24 protein-coding genes are annotated in these 24,647 nt (G+C 41.2%); 3 read left to right on the forward strand and 21 right to left on the reverse strand.

Going from position 1 to position 24,647, the window contains the following annotated elements; all coding sequences use genetic code 11:
* Positions 1 to 14: 14 nt before the first annotated feature.
* Genes SSAL8618_RS09445 through SSAL8618_RS09455 form a run of 3 tightly spaced genes read right to left on the reverse strand, consistent with a single transcriptional unit; the run spans position 15 to position 1,138 of the window.
* Positions 15 to 539 carry a hypothetical protein gene (locus SSAL8618_RS09445; RefSeq protein ID WP_002885713.1) on the reverse strand — a complete coding sequence of 175 codons (525 nt, stop codon included), beginning with the start codon at positions 537 to 539 and terminating at the stop codon, positions 15 to 17.
* Between the two features lie 3 nt (positions 540 to 542).
* Positions 543 to 857, reverse strand: a complete 315-nt coding sequence (locus SSAL8618_RS09450; protein ID WP_002887006.1) for a thioredoxin family protein — start codon at positions 855 to 857, stop codon at positions 543 to 545.
* Entirely contained in the window at positions 854 to 1,138 is a 285-nt protein-coding gene (locus SSAL8618_RS09455) for a DUF4651 domain-containing protein (protein WP_038677057.1), read from the reverse strand. The genes SSAL8618_RS09450 and SSAL8618_RS09455 overlap by 4 nt, the downstream gene beginning before the upstream one ends.
* 99 nt (positions 1,139 to 1,237) lie before the next feature.
* Between SSAL8618_RS09455 and pepA the strand changes: the two genes are divergently transcribed.
* The gene (gene pepA, locus SSAL8618_RS09460) at positions 1,238 to 2,305 is read left to right on the forward strand and encodes a glutamyl aminopeptidase (RefSeq protein ID WP_002887007.1); all 1,068 of its coding nucleotides are present in this window, start codon (positions 1,238 to 1,240) and stop codon (positions 2,303 to 2,305) included.
* A 15-nt stretch (positions 2,306 to 2,320) separates the two neighbouring features.
* Entirely contained in the window at positions 2,321 to 3,091 is a 771-nt protein-coding gene (proC, locus tag SSAL8618_RS09465) for a pyrroline-5-carboxylate reductase (RefSeq protein ID WP_002887008.1), read from the forward strand.
* 26 nt (positions 3,092 to 3,117) lie between these two features.
* On the opposite strand, the gene SSAL8618_RS09470 is transcribed toward proC, so the two are convergent.
* From SSAL8618_RS09470 to pbp1b, 17 genes are all read right to left on the reverse strand, one after another.
* Complete coding sequence (locus SSAL8618_RS09470) at positions 3,118 to 3,780, reverse strand: CPBP family intramembrane glutamic endopeptidase (protein WP_002887009.1); 663 nt, start codon at positions 3,778 to 3,780, stop codon at positions 3,118 to 3,120.
* 112 nt (positions 3,781 to 3,892) lie between these two features.
* Positions 3,893 to 4,339 (reverse strand): hypothetical protein, encoded by a 447-nt coding sequence (locus SSAL8618_RS09475; RefSeq protein WP_037605837.1) that lies wholly within the window; start codon positions 4,337 to 4,339, stop codon positions 3,893 to 3,895.
* Positions 4,340 to 4,412: 73 nt separating this feature from the next.
* Entirely contained in the window at positions 4,413 to 5,069 is a 657-nt protein-coding gene (locus tag SSAL8618_RS09480; RefSeq protein ID WP_002887011.1) for a CPBP family intramembrane glutamic endopeptidase, read from the reverse strand.
* An 11-nt stretch (positions 5,070 to 5,080) separates the two neighbouring features.
* Complete coding sequence (locus SSAL8618_RS09485; protein ID WP_002885716.1) at positions 5,081 to 5,278, reverse strand: helix-turn-helix transcriptional regulator; 198 nt, start codon at positions 5,276 to 5,278, stop codon at positions 5,081 to 5,083.
* Positions 5,279 to 5,529: 251 nt separating this feature from the next.
* Positions 5,530 to 6,723 carry an acetate kinase gene (locus tag SSAL8618_RS09490; RefSeq protein WP_002885831.1) on the reverse strand — a complete coding sequence of 398 codons (1,194 nt, stop codon included), beginning with the start codon at positions 6,721 to 6,723 and terminating at the stop codon, positions 5,530 to 5,532.
* Positions 6,724 to 6,779: 56 nt separating this feature from the next.
* The gene (locus SSAL8618_RS09495) at positions 6,780 to 7,736 is read right to left on the reverse strand and encodes a class I SAM-dependent methyltransferase (protein ID WP_038676858.1); all 957 of its coding nucleotides are present in this window, start codon (positions 7,734 to 7,736) and stop codon (positions 6,780 to 6,782) included.
* 44 nt (positions 7,737 to 7,780) lie between these two features.
* The gene (gene comGG, locus SSAL8618_RS09500; protein WP_002887013.1) at positions 7,781 to 8,098 is read right to left on the reverse strand and encodes a competence type IV pilus minor pilin ComGG; all 318 of its coding nucleotides are present in this window, start codon (positions 8,096 to 8,098) and stop codon (positions 7,781 to 7,783) included.
* Positions 8,076 to 8,513 carry a competence type IV pilus minor pilin ComGF gene (comGF, locus tag SSAL8618_RS09505; RefSeq protein WP_002887014.1) on the reverse strand — a complete coding sequence of 146 codons (438 nt, stop codon included), beginning with the start codon at positions 8,511 to 8,513 and terminating at the stop codon, positions 8,076 to 8,078. The genes comGG and comGF overlap by 23 nt, the downstream gene beginning before the upstream one ends.
* On the reverse strand, positions 8,500 to 8,730 hold the full coding sequence (gene comGE / locus SSAL8618_RS09510) for a competence type IV pilus minor pilin ComGE (protein WP_002887015.1): 231 nt from the start codon (positions 8,728 to 8,730) through the stop codon (positions 8,500 to 8,502). Before comGE ends, comGF begins: the two co-directional genes overlap by 14 nt.
* A 31-nt stretch (positions 8,731 to 8,761) precedes the next feature.
* Positions 8,762 to 9,190, reverse strand: a complete 429-nt coding sequence (gene comGD, locus SSAL8618_RS09515; RefSeq protein WP_254593949.1) for a competence type IV pilus minor pilin ComGD — start codon at positions 9,188 to 9,190, stop codon at positions 8,762 to 8,764.
* Complete coding sequence (gene comGC / locus SSAL8618_RS09520) at positions 9,150 to 9,464, reverse strand: competence type IV pilus major pilin ComGC (protein WP_170314557.1); 315 nt, start codon at positions 9,462 to 9,464, stop codon at positions 9,150 to 9,152. Before comGC ends, comGD begins: the two co-directional genes overlap by 41 nt.
* 8 nt (positions 9,465 to 9,472) lie before the next feature.
* Entirely contained in the window at positions 9,473 to 10,573 is a 1,101-nt protein-coding gene (comGB, locus tag SSAL8618_RS09525; RefSeq protein ID WP_126405090.1) for a competence type IV pilus assembly protein ComGB, read from the reverse strand.
* Entirely contained in the window at positions 10,455 to 11,396 is a 942-nt protein-coding gene (gene comGA, locus SSAL8618_RS09530; protein WP_038676863.1) for a competence type IV pilus ATPase ComGA, read from the reverse strand. Before comGA ends, comGB begins: the two co-directional genes overlap by 119 nt.
* Before the next feature lie 79 nt (positions 11,397 to 11,475).
* Complete coding sequence (locus SSAL8618_RS09535) at positions 11,476 to 11,838, reverse strand: DUF1033 family protein (RefSeq protein ID WP_002887019.1); 363 nt, start codon at positions 11,836 to 11,838, stop codon at positions 11,476 to 11,478.
* 162 nt (positions 11,839 to 12,000) lie between these two features.
* Positions 12,001 to 15,639, reverse strand: coding sequence for a DNA-directed RNA polymerase subunit beta' (gene rpoC, locus SSAL8618_RS09540; protein ID WP_002887020.1), 3,639 nt, complete (start codon positions 15,637 to 15,639; stop codon positions 12,001 to 12,003).
* A 100-nt stretch (positions 15,640 to 15,739) separates the two neighbouring features.
* Complete coding sequence (gene rpoB, locus SSAL8618_RS09545) at positions 15,740 to 19,321, reverse strand: DNA-directed RNA polymerase subunit beta (RefSeq protein WP_002885744.1); 3,582 nt, start codon at positions 19,319 to 19,321, stop codon at positions 15,740 to 15,742.
* Positions 19,322 to 19,680: 359 nt separating this feature from the next.
* On the reverse strand, positions 19,681 to 22,104 hold the full coding sequence (gene pbp1b / locus SSAL8618_RS09550; RefSeq protein WP_038676865.1) for a penicillin-binding protein PBP1B: 2,424 nt from the start codon (positions 22,102 to 22,104) through the stop codon (positions 19,681 to 19,683).
* A 101-nt stretch (positions 22,105 to 22,205) separates the two neighbouring features.
* Between pbp1b and tyrS the strand changes: the two genes are divergently transcribed.
* Positions 22,206 to 23,462 (forward strand): tyrosine--tRNA ligase, encoded by a 1,257-nt coding sequence (tyrS, locus tag SSAL8618_RS09555; RefSeq protein WP_003092098.1) that lies wholly within the window; start codon positions 22,206 to 22,208, stop codon positions 23,460 to 23,462.
* A gap of 153 nt (positions 23,463 to 23,615) precedes the next feature.
* Here tyrS and ilvC read toward each other — a convergent pair whose 3' ends face one another.
* Entirely contained in the window at positions 23,616 to 24,638 is a 1,023-nt protein-coding gene (ilvC, locus tag SSAL8618_RS09560; protein WP_002885764.1) for a ketol-acid reductoisomerase, read from the reverse strand.
* Positions 24,639 to 24,647 lie beyond the last annotated feature (9 nt).

Below are 24,647 nucleotides of genomic sequence, written 5' to 3' on the forward strand. Positions count from 1 at the left end.
TTCTTTTATAGATTTTAAAATCGACTGACATGCCAAGAATCGTCATTACTACCATAGCGATAACTAATCTTGTCAATTTTCCAGTCACTCTCTGTTAATTTTACGATAAATTGTTTATGGTACCAAAAGTCATTCCCATAAGAAAATTCGAGAAACATCTTAGCCTTACTCTTCATAATAAACTTAACTCGACAGGGCTCTAACACAAAATCATAGGTGCCTGGAGAACCAAAAGAAGCTGAAAAACCTCTTTTATAACAGTTATCAGTCAAGTGTTTTTGAGCTAAAGGAGTCAACTTCTCTTTAAATTCATCAAATAACTCCATTTCTCCAGGAATAGTTTGATGTGTAGGAAGATTATTTTCCTTTTTGTAGGTGTTTATTTCTTGGTGTTTTAGGAAGATATCACTTTCAATTTTGGAATGCTCTACTAAAATTTGGCATAATTCTTCGATGATCTCCTCATTTTTTTCTGTCAGATACTTTTCTTTAGTTTCTGAAATATCAAGAGAGATATTAGGAAAGTGATTGATTTTCATCTTTTAAATCTCCGACAAAAAGGCATTGATTTCTTCTTTGGTTTTACGAGCTTTATTGACCAAGCGTCCCAATTCCTGACCTTTCTGAGTCACGACAAAACTTGGAATACCAAAGATATTCCAAGTTTGTGCCAAAGCCATATAATCATCACGGTTAACACGCACAAAGGTCATATCTGGATGGAGGGCTTCAATTTCAGGCATAACGGGATAGATAAACTGGCAGTCTGGACACCAATCAGCAGTGAAAAAGAAAACCACCTTTTGATCACTTTCAACATAGCTTGCCAATTCTTCAAGATTCTTAGGAATAATCATGCCTGCTCCTCCTCATAGGTCAAGATATCCTCTGCATAAACAAAGCTATAGGAACGTCCATCCTCTAAGACGATACCTCCTGTAAGTCCTGGATTTTCCTTATCAGTGGGATTTGTATAAAGGACTGCGATAGTCCCCAAGTGAGATAATTCTTGTCTAATATCTTGGATTAATGCAGCCTTCTTCATTTCTGCACGTGACTGTCTATACTTCTCTGCCATTGCCAAGAGACCTAAAGCTTCTACGCCTCCAGCAAACAAGGCCAATGTTTTACATTTCATAAGAAACATTTTACCATAATTTTAGACGAATGGGGAGAGGCTACCTATCTCTTGAGAATCGTGCTAAAATAGTAGCAAGTACTACTCAAGGAGGATTTTATGACTACCCTATTTGACAAAATTAAAGAAGTAACCGAGCTCAGTGCTACTTCAGGCTTTGAAGCTCCTGTACGCGACTACCTTCGCAAAAACATCACCCCACTTGTAGATGAGGTCCAAACAGACGGTCTCGGTGGTATTTTCGGTATCAAGCATAGCCAAGCAGAAAATGCCCCTAAGGTGCTTGTGGCTGCCCACATGGATGAAGTTGGGTTTATGATTAAGGAAATCAAAGCAGACGGGACTTTCCGTGTCGTCGAACTTGGTGGTTGGAACCCACTGGTTGTCAGCTCACAACGCTTCACCCTACACACTCGTGACGGTCGTGTCTATCCTGTCATCTCAGGTTCAGTGCCACCTCATTTCTTACGTGCTAGCGGTGGAGCTTCAAGTCTTCCTAGTGTTTCTGATATCGTCTTTGATGCTGGTTTTGCCAACCAAGAAGAGGCTAATGCCTACGGCGTTTTCCCAGGTGATGTCATCATTCCTGAATCAGAAACGATTCTCACAGCCAATCAAAAGAATGTCATTTCTAAAGCTTGGGATAACCGTTATGGTGTTCTCATGATTCGTGAACTCTTGGAAAACGTTAAGGATCGAGAACTCAACAATACTCTAATCGCTGGGGCCAATGTTCAAGAAGAAGTTGGTTTACGTGGTGCCCATGTCTCTACCACTAAATTTGATCCTGAAGTTTTCTTTGCAGTGGACTGTTCTCCTGCAGGTGATATCTATGGTAATCAAGGTAAGGTAGGTGATGGTACACTTATTCGTTTCTTCGATCCAGGTCACATCATGTTGCCCAATATGAAAGATTTCCTTTTAACTACTGCTGAAGAAGCTGGTATCAAATACCAATACTACTGTGCTGCGGGCGGAACAGATGCTGGTGCCGCTCACTTGCAGAATGCTGGTGTTCCATCAACAACTATCGGTGTTTGTGCCCGCTACATTCACTCGCACCAAACCCTTTATGCGATGGATGACTTCCTAGAAGCACAGGCCTTCTTACAAGCTATTGTTAAGAAGTTGGATCGCTCGACAGTAGATTTAATTAAAAACTACTAAGACAAGGAGTAACCCATGATTATAGGTTTTATCGGTGTCGGAAAAATGGCAACAGCCATTATCAACGGCCTAAATACAAGCTCACATCGTATCATTATTTCAGGGTCTTCCTTGGCTCGTTCACGCCAGATTGCAGAGGAACTAGAGGTTGAAGCGGCTGCTTCCCATCAGGAATTGTTGGATAATGCTGACCTGGTCATCCTTGGTATCAAACCTCAAATGTTTGATAAGGTACTAGCCGATCTCAATTTCCATCAACCTATCATAAGTATGGCTGCTGGAGTGACCTTAGAACGCCTTGCTTCCCTCACCAGTCCAGACATTCCTCTTATTCGTATCATGCCGAACCTTAATGCTCAAATTCTCAAAAGCACTACTGGTCTTTGTACTAATGATAAGGTATCCGAGGACCTTTTGGCAGTTGCCAAGGAAATCACAGACAGTTTTGGAACCACTGTTGAATTGGCTGAGAAGGACTTTGATACCTTCACTGCCTTAGCAGGTTCTAGCCCTGCCTACATCGCCCTCTTTATCGAGGCTCTAGCCAAGGCTGGTGTCAAAAACGGCCTAAGTAAGCAGGTCGCTCTGACCATTGCCACACAGACGGTTCTAGCTACTGCTGAAAATCTCAGTCTTGGTAGCAACAGTCCACATGATCTTATTGATAAGGTATGTAGCCCTGGTGGGACTACTATCGCCGGTCTCATGGACCTTGAGCGTACAGGCCTCACCCATAGTGTAGTTTCAAGTATTGATACAACCATTGCTAAAGCCAAAAAACTATAAGAATAAAGCTCGGAATCTTCCGAGCTTTATTTGATATATGGCGCTAAAAATTGTAAGAGTAACAACATTGAAACCGCAATACTATTGTTAATGATATGGGCCATGATACAGTACTCTAACTTTTGAAACTTACGATATGCTATCCCAAGGGCAAGCCCCATACCTGCATATACAATCCAAACACCGATACTATTCGGCATATGAACAAGGCCAAAAAGTAAACTACTAACAATCAAGCCAACAATAGAATCTGGATTAAAGACGCGTCCCATGAGGAGCCCTCGAAAAACCAGCTCTTCCACAATCGGTGCCATAATTACCGTAAACATTATGAGAAGGAAGGGATTCATATGGGCATTTTCTATGGCTGCCTGATTGGTGCTATTACTAACACCTTCCATCATCATGACTATAGAACCAATCCTAGTAACGATATAAATACCTAGGTAGGTCAAGCCAATCATACCCCAGGCCTTCAGGGAAGAAAGGGCCTTAAAGCCTTCGAAAAGCCCAAGACGTTTTCCTAAGAAAAGAGCTCCTGCGCTCATAAGAAGCAAGATAAAAATTAAGAGACAGACCAGCCTTATATCTTTGACACCTAAATAGATGGTTGGAACTTGATCAATAATTAGTATTAGGAAAGCTAGTAAAAAATAAAGAAAGCGTTTGAGAATTGACCCTTTGTTCATGAGAATCCACCTCTTTTCATCATCTGTTTGTACTTTTATTATAATACAACATAACTTATTTGACAAGACAAAAAGAAAACGAAAGAGGAGTTTTCCAAGATAATATAGACTCTTATCCTATTTTAGATAGGATGAGACGAATAAGAGCAAATCCCAATACTAAGCCATAGAGCAAGACTGATAAGACTGTAACATATGGCAACTGAATATTGACAAAGGCATATAGAGCAATCAAAGCAAAGATAAGCAAAAACTCTAAAATCAGAGTTGCAACTGCTGTCGCCATTAAAATCTGTTTATTTCGCTCATCGTAGGCAGCAATATACATCTGGTGAAGACGTTTAGGATGGGTAAGTATAGCAAAATAATAGATTGACAAGGCATAAACCCCAATGGTAAATCCCAATACTAATCCTAGAGTATAATCACTAAGACTGTTAGAGCGAACAATAAATAATCCCAAAATACCCAAAGAAAAGAAAGAGCAGGCTACTCGTGTAATGTATTTCTTAAATTCGGCCTCTGTTTTTCTATTTCCTAATAACATTTTTATTAACATATCTTAACACTCCCTCTATTATCCTTTATAAGAGCAATATACATTTTTTCAATGATAACTTTAATCATTCACCTTAAACGAAAAGACTGAGTAGTACACTTATGCTATTGTTGAAGATATGAACACCCATACTGTACTCGATACGCTTAGTCTTATAATATGTTATCGCAAGACCAGCTGACATAATACCATAGATGACAATTGTCTGAAGCGTAAATGCTGAGTGACCAGCCATAAAGAGAAGACTGGAAATAACAAGACCCGTCTTAAAGTATTTTCCAAAGAGCACCTTGGCTAAGAGTCCTCTAAAAATGATTTCTTCCATAATCGGAATAATAAAACCGGCGACTACTAGGTGAAGATAGAATGGTACGTGGGCAAAGATAGCATTTAAAGCATCTTGATTTTCCATAGTCGCATTGTGTGTTAACTGACCAATAAAATACCCTAGAAGATCACCTAGGAAAAAGATGACGAGATTAAGAGAAGCAATCGCAACGAGACGTCTCCAATTAATCTCTTTAAGCGATAAGAGTTTAAATCTATAAGCAATCACGATAAAAATAGCCAAACTCCCTAATGCCCAAATACCGTAACCTATTTGCTCCACAAGTGAAAACTTACCATCCTGAGTAAGTAGCGGGAAAGCACCTAATAGTGTTAAATCTAAGATTAGTAGAGTGAGCGCTAAAACAATAACACCAATTTTCTTCATGACTTGTTTAAACATATCTTTTCTCCTTAATCTTCCTCAAAAATAAAGACTTCTTCAATAGTCTTTCCAAAATATCTAGCAATTTTAAAAGCCAGTTCCAACGACGCATTATAGCGACCTTTTTCGAGTGAAATGATGGTCTGCCTCGTGACCCCCATCTCATCTGCTAACTCTGCCTGACTAATCTTATTAGCCTTGCGAAGTTCCTGAATTTTTGTTTCCATGTGGCACCTCAACCTTATCGTTTATTCTCAAATAGTTAAACTCCTTACTTTTCTTTGTTAAGTTAACTTTACATTTATAGTATAGTTCACTTTACATGTTTTGTAAAGTCTTTTTTACATTTTTTGTAAAGTTTTCTTTACTTATAGAATTACACATAAATAGAAATATTCGAATGATTCTGTCAGTGCATTCAAAAAAAGCTAGCCAATCACTCAGCCAACTTTTCTGGTCTTATCAAATTTTTGATAACTTATTTAGTTTTAAGGCGCTCAACATCACGCGCAATCACCAACTCTTCATCTGTTGGGATAACAAATACTTTAACAGCTGACTCTGCTGTTGTAATGTCGCCTACATGTCCAAAGACATTCTTTTCAGGATCCACTTCAATACCAAACCAAGTGAGACCATCCAAAACTGAAGCACGAACTTCTGCAGAGTTTTCACCAATACCTGCTGTAAAGACGATAGCATCCGCTCCGTTCAACACACCGAAGTATTGAGCGATGTATTTACGCAAACGATCCACATAAAGATCATAAGCCAAGGCACATTTTTCATCGCCAGCATTCTTACCAGCAATGATATCACGCATATCACTTGATTTTTCAGAAATGCCAAGAAGACCTGATTCCTTATTAAAGACGTGACGGATACGCTCAGCATCTGCCATTTCAGGCTCGCGGTCAATAACAAATGGAATAATCGCAGGGTCAAGATCCCCAGTACGTGTTCCCATCATAACGCCACCAAGTGGTGTCAAGCCCATTGACGTATCTACTGATTTACCACCATCAACGGCAGTAATAGAAACACCATTTCCCACATGGGCTGTGATAATCTTAGTTTCTTCAATTGGCTTACCTAACAACTTAGCTGCTTCTTGAGAAACATATTGGTGGCTAGTTCCGTGTGCTCCATACTTACGGACTTGGTAGTCTGTATAGTAACGATTAGGCACTGGATAACGGTAGGCCACTTCCGGCATAGATGTATGGAAGGCTGTATCAAAAACAGCAACACTCGTAATATCTGGGAGGAGCTCCTTAAAGGCACGAATCCCTGAAGCTGCACCTGGATTGTGTAAAGGCGCTAAGGCTGACAATTCTTCAATCTTAGCCAAGGCATCTTCATCCACCAAGCTTGATTCTTTGAAATATTCTCCACCAGCAACCACACGGTGACCAACACCTGTAATTTCATCATAGCTCTTGATAATATCAAAACGAATCAAATCATCAAGCAAGATTTTTACTGCCTGAACATGGTCAGCAATATCTAGAGTTTGCGATTCTGAACGGTCATCAAATTTTACTGTGGAAACAGAATCTTTCAAGCCGATACGTTCAATCAAACCCTTAGCAAGAACAACTTCATCTGGCATCTCATATAGTTGCCATTTCAAGCTTGAGCTTCCTGCATTAATTGCTATTGTTTTTGTCATAAGCCACCTCTTTGTAAAACGCTTTCAATAATATAGTCCTATTCTAACATGTTTTGCTAGAAAATGGAATTATCTGATTTCCATTTTTGGAAATTCTCTGTAAAATCTTTGAGGACCTCTGAGTTTTGCAAATCGCTAAGTGGATAAACAAAGGTCTCAGGAGCATTTTCAGTTTGTTTTTTAAGCACAAAGATAGACTTCATGTTACGTTTATTGCCAAAAGCTGCTTCTGGAAGAGTGATAACAGCAATAATATCAGCATAGCCTGATAGCCATTTCTTAAGCAAGTCACTTTGTGGGCTTGTCAAAAGATTAGTTGGTGCCAAAAGAATAGCAATACCATCTTTCTTCAAGTACTTGAGTGATTGCTCCATGAGAAGGTGATGGGCATAGGTGTGTTCACCAGTTGCTGCAACCTTGAAACGACTCGCAATTTCATCATTAGGGTAGTAACCAACAGGTAGGTCACTAATAATAACATCACTCTCTTTGAGAATATGTGGTCGAACAGCATCTTCTTGAATGTAAACTGCACTCGAATTCACCACATCAGCAATACTAGCTGACAAATCGATAAGGAGATCGTCAACTTCCATTCCCATATAATTAAGGGTTTTCTGACTATTATTTAGAAGAGTTTCAGCCAAGTTTCCTGTCCCCGAACCAATCTCCAAAACATCTAATTGGTCGTCCTTGGTCAAACCTTCAAGTAGGTAAAGAATGATAAATCCAATAGCATCAGGTGTAAATTGGTGATTGGCTTGTAAGGCTTCCAATTGCCCTAGCTTGATAAACAAGAACTGAAAAGCACGACGCCACTCCTCTTTGCTTAGATTAAGGGCACGTAATTTCTCGTTGTTTTTGATGATGACTTCATTAGCTACCTCAGCCCCCAAATAATAGGAATTTTGCTCAATAAGCGCATCGTAAGCATGGGTTCCAAGATCATTTTCAATGGTTTGGACATTTTCTAACAACAGCTCAAAGGCTGTCTCAATTGCTTCAAAATTCATGATTTCCTCCGTCCTTCTATCATATCAAAAAGGAAAGAGAATTTCTATTTCTGCTCCTGCTTCTTCACATAACGATAGGTCTTGATTTGGCCTTTACTGGCAACTCTAACAATCACTTGTTTGTCCTTAACCTCATAAGTCGTAGTTCCCTGAGAGAAACTAAAAGCACCTGCTTTCTTGTCCGCCAAGTCCATGGTCATCTCTGCCATGAGACGACTTTGACTGGAAATCATTTGCGCTTGGTTCTGTCTAGAGCTAGCAACCACCCGCTCCAGATAAACATGCAGAAGAAGTGTGAAAATGCCAGCCATAAAAAGAGCGTAAAGAAGAACGCCTCCCCTAACCTGTTTTTTCAAAAGCATAAACAAAACTCCTTTGTAGCCCATTTTTAAGAGTCACTTGGATGGTGACTATCTGGTTATTTTGGCTAATTGTACTAGCTTTTACATTAAAAAGCATGGGTTGGTAGCCTCGACCGTCAGCATTTGTTTTTCGAAAATCAGTAGCACTTGATAGTCCAAAAGCTAAGTCTTGATTATCCTGCTTGACATAGAGTTTGTTCCCCTCTACCTTTACCAACTGACAACCTTCTAATTCTGCCTCCATTTGTTGAACGAATAGAAGCCAGTCTTGGCTTTCTTGTTGCTTGACCTGCTTAACATTGCTCACCAATACTGTGGTCAGACCTTGATAAACTTGAACTGAACCAGCAATCACCAACAAGGCCACTAGACATTCCAAGAGGGTAAAAGCACGAACCTTGCTATTGAGAGACATGAATAATCTCCTTTCCTGATTCATAAACCGCGATACCTTGCTGGCTACGTTTTACCGTCACTGTGATGCCATTTAAGGTCAACTGATCCTGTTTGGTCTGAACTGCCATGGTTGCCACACTCAAGACCTCCTGTTGGTGGAGATTCCTAGCCATTAGCCTACGATTGGTATTGATCTGATCCAAGATAAGACCACTGACGAGTACTAAGACAGCCATTGCTACCAAGCTTTCGATAAGAATATAGCCTCTAAGAGACCGTCTTTTTATATTTACCGCTGCCCATGTTAAGCTGATAGGTCACCACCTCCTTATCACTTGAAAAACGAATCTTTGTGAGGCTAGAGTTGCCTCCTTTGGCATCAAACACTAGCGTCTGCCCCTTATCCAGATGTATATTTTTAGGAATCACCAGACTTGATTTTCCGTTACTGATTTTATCCTTGGACAACTGCAATTCAACATTTGACCCTTCCGCCGCTGCCAAGCGCTGACTATCTCGGTATAGGTACTCAAAGCGCAGATAAAAAAGATTAGTCTCAACCTGCTGAAAAATACCTGTGACTGAGCCTGATAAACTCAGAGTGAGAAAGGCAACCACTGCTAGAGTCACCAGACTCTCCAACAAGGTAAAGGCTCTAATTGGCCACTGAACGGCTTTCGCCACCATGTTTCGCATAGTAATCATTGTATGAATCTGCCTGTTTTTGCGTGATTTGACCTTCTGAAACAAGAGCGGCTAAGCTAGCTGTCTTGTTATTCTTCATTTCATAAAGTTCTGCTTGAGAATCCACGACCTTGACCACAGCCGCATTTCCAGTCTCTTTAACAGAATCCTTCTGCTTGCTCAAGTTAGGTACAAAGAGCAAAAGGAGAATACTGATAATGAGAAGCACGACCAGCATTTCAATCAGCGTAAAAGCACGTAATTTAACGGCCTTCAATTTTTTCAACATCATTTTCATGACATCATTCCTTCCATATTTTGATACATTGGTAATAGCATGGCTGCATAGATCATTACAATCACGACAGCAACAATAACAAAAATGAGGGGTTGCACAAAGGTTGTTGCCTTATTAAGACGGTTAAAGAAAGCCTGCCAAACCTCTTCAGCATAGACTTCTAACTCATAGCCCAACCTAGCATTAGCCTCTCCATAAGCAATAATTAAGGATAGTTCCTTAGTGAAGAAAGGGTGACTAGCAATACGGTCAGGAAAACTCTGTCCTAGCATCAAGGCTTCTTCTAAATCAGCCCCCAGCTCACGAAAAAGCTTGGACTTTTGCTCTTTCATTAGAGCAACTAAGTCTAGCAAGTCAATACCTTGCCCTAAGAGATTTCCCCATTCCCTAGCATAATAGGCAGTCGTATATAGCCTGACAGTTTGCCCTATAAAAGGGATTTTTGCCATTCGTCGATAAAAGACAAGAGCTGGCTGGCGTTTGACCCATAGGTAGAGAATTAAGCTTAATACAAGAAGTCCGCACAAAGTCGCAAAAAAGAGCTGGGGAAAAATCTGAACCAACTGTACAGCCCAATTCTCCTTACCATCCCCCTCTAACAGTTGAGGTAAAAGATAATTTTTGAGCCCCAACATAATCAGAATCAGGAAACCCAGAAGTAGAATAGGGTAGGTCGCTACCTCCATGAGTTTCTTACGAACCTTGGTCATACGAAGCATATAGGTTTCAATCTTGGTTAAACTCCCTAGAAGGTTACCGTGCTTATCAGCAAGGGCAATCTGAGTAACAATATTGTCCGAAAAGCCCACTGCCGCAAACATCTGGTCCAACCTATCGCCTCGCATTAAACTCGTTTTCATAAGAGACAAGGACGATTCTTTTAACAAGTGACTTCGCTCCAAAAAGGCTACGATTTCAGTCAAGGTAAACCCTGCCTTTAAAAGTTGTTTGAAAAGCTGGATAACCTTGAGTTGCTGATTAATCTTTAATTTTTTCCCCTTGGATATCCCCTTCAGTGAGATATCCTTGTTTAACCAAGCCTTCCAACTGCTGGTTCCAGCTGATTGACGAATGGCTTTGGAAATTTTCACTGGCAAAATCAATCACACCTCCTCCCTTAATCAGACGCATGTAGGCAATCCCTTGAAGGGCATTATCCAACTCAGACTTATCTACACCAAGGTCCAGAAGACGCTCATAAACACCTGCCACACTCTTTGCGTGAATAGTTGAAAGAACAGTCACTCCCGTCAGACTAGCTCTAATAACCGCTCGAGCAGTCTCCTTATCTCGAATTTCTCCAATAATCAAAACATCCGGGCGGTGACGCAGTGATAGCTTAATCAAATTATCATAGGTCATGTCAATTGCTTGATTCACCTGAAGTTGCAAAACATTATCCTGTTTAATTTCCACAGGATCCTCAATCGAAATCACCTGCTGCCCCTTAAAACGCTCCTGAACCAACTCATGCATAAGCGTAGTCTTTCCAGAACCAACGGGACCTGCAAAGAGATATAAGCCACGATAATCCAAAGCATCCATAATAGGCTGAATTCCTTGATTCCAGTACACTAATTCTCGACGTTCGGAATGTAGAACACGAATAACTAAACTTTCTAAGCCGCGATAATCCCCAACGGTAGACAAACGCAGAGAAACCTTTTGACCATCACCACAATCATAGTCACAGGAACCTAGTTGACTCCTACGCTTCTCACCCACCATCATTCCCGCCACAAATTTAAAGTGACCAATAAGACTAGCCATGAAATCAGGCCGATATACATCAATTAATCTCCTCTCCTGGCCAACTCGCATATGGAGCTCGTAATTATCCTGACGTGGAATGACATAGATGTCTTGAGCCCCACAACTATCAGCATTTTTGATCATTTCCTTAGCAAATTCTGTTACCATAAGGACCTCCTCATAGACCTATTCGTAAAAAGTTTAAGAAAATGAAAAAAAGCTCGAGAATTTCGAGCTTCTGCATTATTTAACGTTTAATTTTACAGTGGGCATGATTTGGAAGGTCATTTCGCTTTTCATATCCCGGACGGTATTTTTCCTCAGGAATTTCCTGCCAATCATCCAAAAGAGCAATCGATTGATAGACCTGCAGGTATTCGTCACACTCCTCACACCAGTGCTTATCCTCTTGATCCCAAAAAGCAGTCATGACACTACTGCGGCTGATATAACTTGGCAAGGTTTCTTCCATCGCAAACCAAAGTTTTTTATAGTACTTGAGGGCATCGTAAAAATTTTCAAATTCCTTAGTACTGATGATATCCTCTTGCCAGCCTTCTAGGAACCACCACGGTTCCAAATCCCCTTTCATTTCAACTACTTGGTACATTTTTCTTTCTCACTTCATCTTTGGTGTTCTTATTATACAAAATTTTCTGGAAAAGATAAAAAAAATGGTCTTCTATTTTATATTTATCAAAAATAGAAGAAATTCTAGTCATATAAATACGAAAAGAACCCACAATTCATTGTGAGTTCTTTTGCTTTCGTTTTAGTCTTCAGATGATTCCACAATTGCTTCATCAACAGCAATGTTTTCAATAACTTCAACTTCGTTAACTGAAAGTGGTTCAATGTTACGGTAACGAGCCATACCTGTACCAGCAGGGATAGTCTTACCAATGATAACATTTTCTTTAAGACCAAGGAGATGGTCTTTCTTACCACGGATAGCTGCATCTGTAAGGACACGTGTTGTTTCTTGGAAGGAAGCCGCTGACAAGAATGAATTTGTTTCAAGTGAGGCTTTAGTAATACCAAGAAGGACTGGACGAGATGTTGCAGGAACACCACCAGAGATAACAATATCCTTGTTAGCATCTGTGAAGTCAGAAATATCCATAAGTGTACCTGGAAGAAGATCTGTATCACCTGGATCCATAACACGTACTTTACGAAGCATTTGACGAACCATTACTTCGACGTGTTTGTCACCGATTTCTACCCCTTGGCTACGGTAAACTTTTTGTACTTCTGCAAGAAGATAAGTTTCAACTGACAAGGTATCACGTACTTCAAGGAGACGTTTAGGTTGGATTGAACCTTCTGTCAAGGCCGCACCACGGTGTACTTCGTCACCCACTTCAACTTTCATACGAGCTGTAAATGGAACAACGTATTCACCCATTCCAGTCTTACCTTGAACGAAGACTTTCTTAGTACGTGTTGCAGCATCTTCTTCGATTTCAATAACAGTACCCTTAACTTCAGTGATAACCGCTTCCCCTTTAGGGTTACGTGCTTCAAAGATTTCCTGGATACGTGGAAGACCCTGTGTGATATCGGTATTTGAGGCTACCCCACCGGTGTGGAAGGTACGCATAGTAAGCTGTGTACCAGGTTCCCCGATAGATTGAGCGGCGATAGTACCAACTGCTTCACCAACTTCAACCGCATCACCTGTTGCCAAGTTGATACCATAACAGTGACGGCAGACACCGTGACGTGTGTTACATGTAAAGACTGAACGGATAGTTACTTCTTCAACACCAGCATTGACAATAGCAGCAGCCATGTCTTCAGTAATCAAAGTATCTGGACCTACGATTACTTCACCTGTTGTAGGATTCTTAACTGATTTCTTAGTGTAACGACCTTGAAGACGTTCTTCAAGTGTTTCCGTAACTTCTTTACCATCAGTAATCGCACGGATGAGAAGACCACGGTCTGTTCCACAGTCGTCTTCACGGATGATAACATCTTGGGCAACGTCAACCAAACGACGAGTAAGGTAACCTGAGTCGGCTGTCTTAAGGGCCGTATCGGTCATACCTTTACGCGCACCGTGAGTAGAGAAGAACATTTCCAAAACGCTCAAACCTTCACGGAAGTTTGAAAGGATAGGCAATTCCATGATACGTCCGTTAGGAGCGGCCATCAAACCACGCATACCGGCAAGTTGAGAGAAGTTAGAGATGTTACCACGAGCTCCTGAGTCCATCATCATAACGATTGGGTTCTTAGGATCTTGTGTCTCAATCAGACGTTTTTCAAGGGCTTCTTTCGCTTCACGCCATGTTGTTGTAACAGCAACATAACGGTCATCATCTGTCATCAAACCACGACGGAAGGCCTTGTTAATTTCTTCGACACGGTGGTGAGCAGCATCGATAATTTCTTGTTTGTTATCGATAACTGGGATATCGGCGATACCCACTGTCAAACCAGCAAGTGTTGAGTGGTAATAACCAAGGTCTTTCAAACGGTCAAGGAAGGCTGATGTTTCAGTCGTACGAAGACGTTTGAAGGTTTCAGCGATGATGTTACCAAGATTTTTCTTCTTGAATGGTGCATTAATTTCCAAACTATCAATAACTGTTTGGATATCTTGACCTGGTTCAAGGAAGTACTTATCTGGTGTACTATCTGTCAAGTTCTCATTTGTTGTTTCTTGAAGATATGGAATTTCTGCTGGGATGATTGAGTTAAAGAGGATCTTACCAACAGTTGTAACCAAAATCTTGTGAAGTTGGTTTTCTTTCCAAGGTTTATCAGGCATACTGTCTACTGCGATACCGACACGGCTATGCAAGTGAACATAACCATTACGATAAGCCATAACTGCCTCATCAATATCCTTGAAGACCATACCTTCACCCTCACGGCCTTCTTCTTCCATAGTCAAGTAGTAGTTACCAAGAACCATATCCTGAGATGGCGTTACGACCGGTTTACCGTCTTTAGGGTTAAGGATGTGTTCAGCCGCAAGAAGGAGCAAACGTGCTTCAGCTTGAGCTTCTTCAGACAATGGAACGTGGATGGCCATTTGGTCACCGTCAAAGTCGGCATTGTAGGCCTCACATACCAATGGGTGAAGACGAAGGGCCTTACCATCAATCAAGACTGGTTCAAAGGCCTGGATCCCCAAACGGTGGAGGGTAGGTGCGCGGTTAAGAAGTACTGGGTGTTCCTTGATAACATCTTCAAGAATATCCCAAATACGTTCATCGCCACGTTCAACCATACGTTTAGCGGCTTTCACGTTACCCGCGTATTCACGCGCAACGATTTCACGCATTACAAATGGTTTGAAAAGTTCGATGGCCATCAAACGTGGCACACCACATTGATACATTTTAAGTGTTGGACCAACGGCGATAACGGAACGTCCAGAGAAGTCAACACGTTTACCAAGCAAGTTTTGACGGAAACGACCTTGTTTACCTTTAAGCATGTGGCTCAAAGATTTAAGTGGACGACTACCTGGTCCAGTAATTGGACGACCACGACGTCCATTATCGATAAGGGCATCTACCGCTTCTTGCAACATACGTTTTTCGTTTTGCACGATGATACCTGGAGCATTCAATTCAAGCAAACGAGCCAAACGGTTGTTACGGTTGATAACACGACGATAAAGATCGTTCAAGTCAGATGCCGCAAAGCGTCCACCATCCAATTGAACCATTGGACGAAGGTCTGGTGGCAATACTGGCAAAATGTTAAGAACCATCCATTCTGGTTTGTTACCAGACTTATAGAAGGCATCAAGAACGTCCAAACGACGCACAGCTTTAACACGTTTTTGACCAGTTGCTGTCTTCAACTCTTCTTTGAGTTCAGCAATTTCAGCTTCCAAATCCACTTGTTTCAAGAGATCTTGGATAGCTTCTGCACCCATTTTAGCGACAAATGAACCATGTCCATACTCTTGCAATTTTTCACGATATTCACGTTCTGTCAAGAGAGATTTTGGTTCAAGTGGTGTTTCCTTTGGATCGATAACCACGTAAGCTGCGAAGTAGATAACTTCTTCAAGCGCACGAGGGCTCATGTCCAAAGTCAATCCCATACGAGAAGGGATTCCCTTGAAGTACCAGATGTGTGATACTGGTGCTTTCAACTCGATGTGACCCATACGTTCACGGCGAACCTTAGCACGTGTTACTTCAACACCACAGCGGTCACAAACGATACCTTTATAACGAATACGTTTGTATTTCCCACACGCACATTCCCAGTCTTTAGTAGGACCAAAGATTACTTCGTCGAAGAGACCTTCGCGTTCTGGTTTGAGCGTACGGTAGTTGATTGTTTCAGGTTTCTTAACTTCACCATAAGACCATGAACGGACCTTAGTTGGTGAAGCTAGTGTGATTTGCATACTTTTGAATCGATTTACGTCAACCACTAGTATTACCTTTCTTTTGTTCTATTGACAATAGCAGCGCTATTCTCACCTTTATCAGCTACCTTAGCAGAGAGTGTGAACTCCCTCTCTAAAGCTTATTTTATTCTGTTTTATCTGAAGCTTCTTCTTTAGCTTTTTCTAATTCAGCAGCTTCTTTGGCTTGTTGTACACGTGCTTTTTCAAGATCATCGACGTGCATGACATCGTCATCTTCACCTTCATCAAGATCACGCAATTCAACTTCGTAATCATCCTCATCAAGGACACGCATATCAAGACCAAGTGATTGCAATTCTTTAACGAGTACTCGGAATGATTCTGGTACACCTGGTTTTGGAATTGGTTTACCTTTAGTGATGGCTTCATAGGCTTTCAAACGTCCGTTAACGTCATCTGACTTGTAAGTCAAGATTTCTTGAAGGATATTTGATGCACCATAAGCTTCAAGGGCCCAAACCTCCATCTCACCGAAACGTTGTCCACCAAATTGCGCTTTACCACCAAGAGGTTGTTGGGTAACAAGTGAGTAAGGACCTACTGAACGAGCATGAAGTTTATCATCAACCATGTGGTGAAGTTTGATCATGTACATGACACCAACTGATACACGGTTATCAAATGGTTCACCTGTACGTCCATCGTAAAGGATTGTCTTAGCATCACTATCCATACCTGCTTCACGAACAGTATCCCAGAGGTCTTCTGAGCTTGCCCCGTCAAAGACTGGTGTTGCGATGTGGATACCCAAGTTACGAGCAGCCATACCAAGGTGAAGTTCCATAACCTGACCGATGTTCATACGTGATGGCACCCCAAGAGGGTTCAACATGATATCAACTGGTGTACCGTCTGGAAGGTAAGGCATGTCTTCAACAGGAACAATACGAGAAACAACCCCTTTGTTACCGTGACGACCGGCCATCTTATCTCCGACCTTAATCTTACGTTTTTGAGCGATGTAAACACGAACAAGCATGTTAACACCTGATTGCAATTCATCACCGTTTGCACGTGTGAAGATTTTAACATCACGAACGACACCATCACCACCGTGAGGTACACGGAGTGAGGTATCACGTACTTCACGAGATTTATCACCAAAGATAGCATGGAGAAGACGTTCTTCAGCAGAAAGGTCTTTTTCACCCTTAGGTGTTACCTTACCAACAAGAATGTCACCTTCTTTAACCTCAGCACCGATACGGATAATACCCATTTCGTCAAGGTCTTTGAGAGCTTCTTCACCAACGTTTGGCAATTCACGTGTAATTTCTTCAGGCCCAAGCTTTGTATCGCGTGTTTCTGATTCGAACTCTTCCAAGTGAACAGATGTATAAACGTCATCTTTCACAAGACGCTCACTCATGATAACGGCATCCTCGAAGTTGTAACCTTCCCATGTCATGTAAGCGACGATAGGGTTTTGACCGAGGGCCATTTCTCCACCTTCCATAGATGGACCGTCAGCGATAAAGTCACCTTTTTCAACAATATCGCCAACCTTAACCAAAGTACGTTGGTTATAGGCAGTACCTGAGTTTGAACGACGGAATTTTTGAATAGTATAAACATCAAGAGAACCATCTTCACGACGAACTTCAACTTTATCAGCATCAGAGTAGACAACTTTACCGTCGTGTTGAGCGATAACTGCAGCTCCTGAATCGTGGGCAGCTTGATATTCCATACCAGTACCAACATAAGGTGCTTTAGGGTCAATCAAAGGCACAGCCTGACGTTGCATGTTGGCACCCATGAGGGCACGGTTAGAGTCATCGTTTTCCAAGAAAGGAATACATGCTGTCGCAACGGCAACTACCTGTTTAGGAGAAACATCCACGAAATCTACAAGGTGTGATGGGTACTCTTGGTTATTACCTTGATGACGACCCATAACGATTTCTTCTGCAAATGTTCCATCTTCGTTCAATTTAGAGTTAGCCTGAGCAACTGTGTACTCATCTTCTTCGTCGGCAGTCAACCAAACTACTTCGTTGGTTACTTTACCAGTTGCACGGTCAACCTTACGGTATGGTGTTTGAATGAAACCATACTTGTTAAGGTGTCCGTATGAAGACAAGTTATTGATCAAACCGATGTTAGGTCCTTCAGGTGTTTCAATTGGACACATACGACCGTAGTGCGTGTAGTGCACGTCACGAACTTCATATCCGGCACGGTCACGTGTCAAACCACCAGGTCCCAAGGCTGACAAACGACGTTTGTGTGACAACTCTGACAATGGGTTGTGTTGGTCCATGAACTGTGACAACTGTGAAGAACCGAAGAATTCTTTAACAGCTGCAGTTACAGGGCGAATATTGATGATTTGTTGTGGTGTCAAGACTTCGTTATCTTGAACTGACATACGCTCACGTACGTTACGTTCCATACGAGCCAAACCAATACGGAATTGGTTAGCAAGCAATTCACCAACAGCACGGATACGACGGTTACCAAGGTGGTCGATATCGTCAACTTTACCGATACCTTCAGCAAGGTTGAGGAAGTAGCTCATTTCAGCCAAGATATCCGCTGTTGTCAAAGCACGAACTTTGTCATCTGGGTTGGCATTACCAACAATTGTAACCACACGATCTGGATCATTTGGTGCAACAACCTTGAATTTTTGAAGAACAACAGGTTCTGTAACCACCGCATAATCGTTTGGTGTGTATACAAATTTGTTCAAATCACCATCCAAGTATTCTGCGATTGAATCAATCACATCACGTGTCATTTCAGTACCAGCTTCAACAAGGATTTCACCTGTTTCAGGATCTACCAAGTTTTCAGCAATTGTTTGTCCCAAAAGACGTGTCTTGATGTTAAGTTTTTTGTTGACTTTGTAACGACCAACAGCAGCCAAGTCATAACGACGTGGATCAAAGAAACGAGCTACAAGCAAGCTACGTGAGCTGTCGGCAGTTTTTGGTTCACCTGGACGAAGACGTTCATAAATTTCTTTAAGCGCTTCATCAGTACGTGAATCTGCTGGGTTTTTGTGGATATCTTTTTCAATAGTGTTACGAACCAACTCGCTATCACCAAAGATATCAACAATTTCGTCATCACCTGAGAATCCAAGCGCACGCACAAGCGTTGTGAATGGAATCTTACGTGTACGGTCGATACGAGTGTAGGCGATGTCTTTTGAATCTGTTTCAAGCTCAAGCCATGCCCCACGGTTAGGGATAACTGTTGATCCATAACCCACTTTACCGTTTTTATCAACCTTATCGTTAAAGTAAACACCAGGTGAGCGCACCAACTGAGAAACGATAATACGTTCACCACCATTGATGATGAAAGTACCCATCTCAGTCATAATAGGGAAATCTCCGAAGAAGACTTCCTGAGTTTTGATTTCACCAGTTTCTTTGTTAATAAGACGGAAAGTCACAAAGATAGGTGCTGAGTATGATGCATCGTGGATACGAGCTTCTTCAAGTGTATACTTAGGCTCTTTCAATTCGTAACCAACGAATTCCAATTCCATAGTGTCTGTGAAGTTTGAGATAGGAAGTACATCCTCAAAAACCTCTTTAAGACCAGTATCCAAGAATTCTTTGAATGAATCCGTTTGGATTTCAATCAAGTTTGGTAAATCAAGAACTTCTTTGATTCTTGAAAAACTACGACGGGTACGATGTTTCCCGTATTGAACGTCATGTCCTGCCAAGTCTTCTACTCCTTTTCTACATTCGAGACCTGCTTTGCAAGTCGTGCACTTTAAATATTTGTCTTCTGCCTTTTTCAGTTGCTTGTCCCATTGACAAGTGATCAAACACCAAGATCCACTTAGCTGATTAATGATAAGCGAAAAATTTATTTTGTGAATTTTTAGAACGTTTAAATATGCATTACAACACTTGAAAATCCTAAAAATAAGCACAAAAATAGCAGCTAAATCTGACCGAAAAAACGTTGATTTAACTGCTGTATCTCTTGATTGGACAATATTTCAACCAAGTAAGACGACAAATAGTTGTCTATATTATACCTAATTTTTTGCTTTTTTGCAAGTTTTCTTGGTAATTCCTAATGCCCTCCAAGAATGCTAGACCAGGCTTTTTGATAATCACTATCAGTTCCACCAATAGCAAACTTGTAGGTCGTATCTCCAGGTCCATTTTTAGCCCAGTAAGTATCAACCATTTCACCACTTACAGAAACATTACGACCATTGACAGACACTGTTGCTGGTTTAAGACCTGTTGATTTGAGCACACTTGCCTTAATGGCACTTGAATCGATATTAAACTTATCTCCAGTTTTAAAAATACCTGGATTGGCATTATAGATAGCAGAAGTCAAACGAGCCATATATTGCGCATTATAGGTGTAACCCGTTTTAGAATTGGTTGGTGTGTTATTGTCATAACCAGCCCAACCACCAAGAGTAATACCAGGCGTTGATACAATCAACCAAGCATCCGCAAAGTTATCTGTCGTTCCTGTTTTACCCATCCAGTCCGCTGAGGCTGCTGCACCATTGACATTTTTCAATTCAGAATGAAATTGAGTTGTCGCTCCTTTAACTACCACTTCTTTGAGCAGGTTATCCATGATGCTAGCCGTAGCTCTTGAAAAGACTTGAACCCCTTCAGATTTATGCTGATAGATAACTTCGCCAGTCCGGTCGGTAATACTATCAATCATATAGCCCTTCTCATAGACGCCACCATTTGAAAGCATTTGATAGGCATTTACCTGTTGGGCAACCGTGGTTTCAATTCCTCCACCAAGAGGCAAACTCTCGATATTGTAATTAGCAATCTTATAACCCATCTTGGTCATGTAACCCTCAACATCAACATCATGACGTTGAAGCATTTGATATGTCCAAAAGGCTGGAATATTCCACGAGGTATTGAGTGCCTCTTGGAGGTTCATCATAGCTGTACCCTTATCACCATCATGGAGAATAGGCGTTCCACCCGTAAAATTAGTTGGGTAGTTAGAAAGGATACTTGAACTACCCATCAAACCTTGATCAATAGCAATTCCATAAGCAATAATAGGCTTAATAGATGAGCCTGGGGAGCGTGCCGTATCAAAGGCATGGTTATTTTGATTATTTTCGTAACTACGACCACCAACAAATCCTAGAATTGCTCCAGTCGCATTATCCATGAGCACATTTCCGACTTCAACTCCACTATTTCCACCTTGGTCGAGGAGGCCACCATATTGACTCGCAACATCTTGCATCGCATTATAAACTGCATTATCAATAGTTGTCTTAACGCTGTAGCCACCAGTTTGTAGCTCTTGTAGGGCCCTCTCACGATAGCTTTCCTTGGTCTTATCATTTTTCAAATCTTGACTCGATACCTTGTCACGTTTAATTAGATAATCATACATGACATCCTGAGCCTCAGACATAACAGAATAGTACAAATAGTCATGACTTACGGCATCAGACTTCTCACCAGCCTTGAAATCTTTAGTGATATCATAATCCTTATAGCTTTCATACTGCGACTTATCTAGATAGCCACCGCGATAAAGATTGTAGAGTACATCTTGCTGACGTGCTAAGCCATAAGAAAGATCCTCTGCATTTTTTAATTGACCGTCAGCTGTATAAGGTGAGTAGACAATCGGGCTCTGTGGCAAACCTGCCAGATAGGCAGCCTGAGGAACTGTCAAATCCGCTGCAGATACGCCAAAGATACCTTGAGCAGCCTCCTCAATACCAGCAATATTTTTCCCTTTGTTATTACGTCCAAAAGGAGAAACGTTCAGATAATCAGTTAAAATTTCATTTTTAGAAGCGCGACGCTCCAATTGTAAGGCATAGATAATCTCTGCCGCCTTACGTTTAAAGGTTGGCGCATCGCCTGTTACCTGTTGCTTGATTAACTGCTGCGTTAGCGTCGAACCACCACTTGAAGAGCCAACCCCTAAAACCGATGACACCAAAGCCCTAAAAACTGCCTTTGGTACAACACCCTTATGCTTTTTAAAATTTTCATCCTCAGTCGCAATGATGGCATTTTTGACATTGTTAGAAATCGCATCACTCTCAATAGGTGTTCTCAGCAAGTCAGTATCAATATCCGCAATCTTCTTGGAATCGGAATAGCTCATCGAAGATACCAAACTAACCTCACTAATCTGATTCAACAAGGTTTTGTCCTTAATCGATGGAACAGACTCAATTTGACTCCCCAGATAACCCAAACCAATTCCTGCACCAAATAAGGTAAGAACGATAATAACCACATAAAAGAAATCAGACAAGAGCTTTAAGGTTTTTAAGAAAACATCACCCATGTCTAAGAGTGTCATCCCATCCTCAGGCGACTTCCGTGCTTGCTTACGATTCCACTTAGATCCAGTCGTAGCTTTCCTTTCTTTAAAAGATTTATCTCCTCTTTTAGACCTAGAACCAGCAAACTTTGTACGAATAGTCTGCCCTAGTCGCCTAAAATAATTTATTATTTTTTCAAAATTCATAGAAATACCTCAAAGCCTATTATAACAAACTTTGACAAAGCTTGCATAGGGTTGCTTTCTTTTGGTATAATGGTGCAGAATATACTTTACTGGAGAATATCATGACAATTTTTGAAGAACTAAAAGCACGTGGCTTGATTTTTCAAACCACCGATGAAGAAGCCCTTGTAAAAGCCTTTGAAGAGGGACCAGTCTCATACTACACTGGTTATGACCCAACAGCAGACAGTCTCCACCTTGGACACCTTGTCGCCATCCTTACAAGTCGCCGACTTCAATTGGCTGGACACAAACCTTACGCCCTCGTTGGTGGTGCAACAGGTTTGATTGGTGACCCATCATTTAAAGATGCTGAACGTAGCCTGCAAACCAAAGAAACTGTTGAAGGTTGGGTTGAAAAAATCCAAGGACAACTCTCTCGTTTCCTTGATTTTGAAAATGGTGACAACAAGGCCGTTATGGTCAACAACTATGACTGGTTTGGTTCAGTCAGCTTCATTGATTTCTTGCGTGACGTAGGTAAATACTTCACAGTTAACTACATGATGAGTAAGGAATCTGTTAAGAAACGTATCGAAACAGGTATCTCTTACACTGAGTTTGCCTACCAAATCATGCAAGGTTACGATTTCTATGAACTCAACGATAAGTACGGCGTAACTCTCCAAATTGGTGGTTCTGACCAATGGGGTAACATGACAGCAGGTACTGAGCTCTTGCGTCGTAAAGCAGATAAATCTGGACACGTCATCACTGTACCACTTATCACAGATTCAACTGGTAAAAAATTCGGTAAATCAGAAGGTAACGCTGTCTGGCTTGATGCTACTAAAACAACACCTTACGAAATGTACCAATTCTGGCTCAACGTTATGGATGATGACGCCGTTCGCTTCTTGAAGATTTTCACTTTCTTGTCACTTGAAGAAATCGAAGAGATCGGTAAAGAATTTGACCAAGCTCGTCACCAACGTTTGGCACAAAAGGTTTTGGCTCGTGAGGTTGTTACTTTGGTTCACGGTAAAGAAGCTTACGAACAAGCTGTTCATATCACTGAACAACTCTTCGCTGGTAACCTTAAAGCTCTCTCAGCACGTGACCTTAAAGTTGCCCTTAACGGTGTCCCAACTTATGAAATTTCAGCAGATGAAAATCTGAATATTGTTGAACTTCTCGTCAATGCAAAAATTTCACCATCTAAACGTCAAGCACGTGAAGATGTCCAAAACGGCGCTATCTACATCAACGGTGAACGTGTACAAGACTTGGATTACACTCTCTCAGACACAGATAAAATTGATAATGAAATTACTGTTATCCGTCGTGGTAAGAAGAAAAACTTTGTCTTGACTTACTAATTTATAGCTATTCTCACTCCTTAATGGAGTGAGTTTTTTTGTTGCACTATATTTTACAATTTATCTACCAAAAAAGAGCAGTAGGATTGATTCCCAACTACTCTCTTCAGAACACAAAAAACCAGCACTAGGCTGGTTTTCGAGACTATCACATTAGTTATAGATTTTGAATGCGTCGTCGTCGTTTTGACCAACGAATGGCATTGCTTTACGCAATTCAGCACCAACTTTTTCGATTTCAAGGTTAGCAGCTTCTTCACGGTAAGCAGTAAGTTTTGGACGTCCAGCCTTGTAGTCGTTAACGAAGTCGTTAGCGAATTTACCATTTTGGATGTCAGCAAGAACTGCTTTCATATTTTCTTTCACTTGTTCAGTGATAACACGTGGACCTGATACGTAGTCACCGAATTCAGCAGTGTTTGAAATTGATTGGCGCATTTTCTTGAATCCACCTTCGTAGATCAAGTCAACGATCAATTTCATTTCGTGAAGCACTTCAAAGTAAGCCAATTCTGGAGCATATCCAGCTTCAGTCAAGACTTCAAAACCAGCTTCGATAAGGGCAGTCAAACCACCACAAAGAACTGCTTGTTCACCAAACAAATCTTCTTCAGTTTCTTCTTTGTATGTTGTTTCAAGAAGACCAACACGTGCTGCACCAACACCTTTACACCAGTCCATAGCGATGTCTTTAGCGTTACCTGTAGCATCTTGGTATACTGCGTAAAGTGCAGGAACACCAAAACCTTCTTCAAATGTACGACGTACCAAGTGACCTGGTCCTTTAGGAGCACACATGAAAACATCAACATCTTTAGGAACTTTGATGAATTCGAAGTGGATGTTAAATCCGTGTGCGAAACCAACAGCATTACCAGCTTCAAGGTTTGGAGCAATTTCTGCTTCGTAAAGTTCTTGTTGGATTTCGTCTGGAGCCAAGATCATGATAACATCAGCCAATTTAGTTGCTTCTGCTACTGTGTAAGTATCAAAACCATCTTCCTTAGCTTTATCAAATGATTTACCTGGACGAACACCGATGATCACATCGTGACCTGTATCACGCAAGTTTTGTGCATGCGCATGACCTTGTGAACCGTAACCGATAACGGCGATTTTTTTACCGTCAAGTGCTGCTACTTTTACGTCTTTTTCATATTCCATTTGAACTGCCATAGTAATATG

It is taken from the genome of Streptococcus salivarius (genome assembly GCF_000785515.1).
In the GTDB taxonomy this organism is placed as follows: domain Bacteria; phylum Bacillota; class Bacilli; order Lactobacillales; family Streptococcaceae; genus Streptococcus; species Streptococcus salivarius.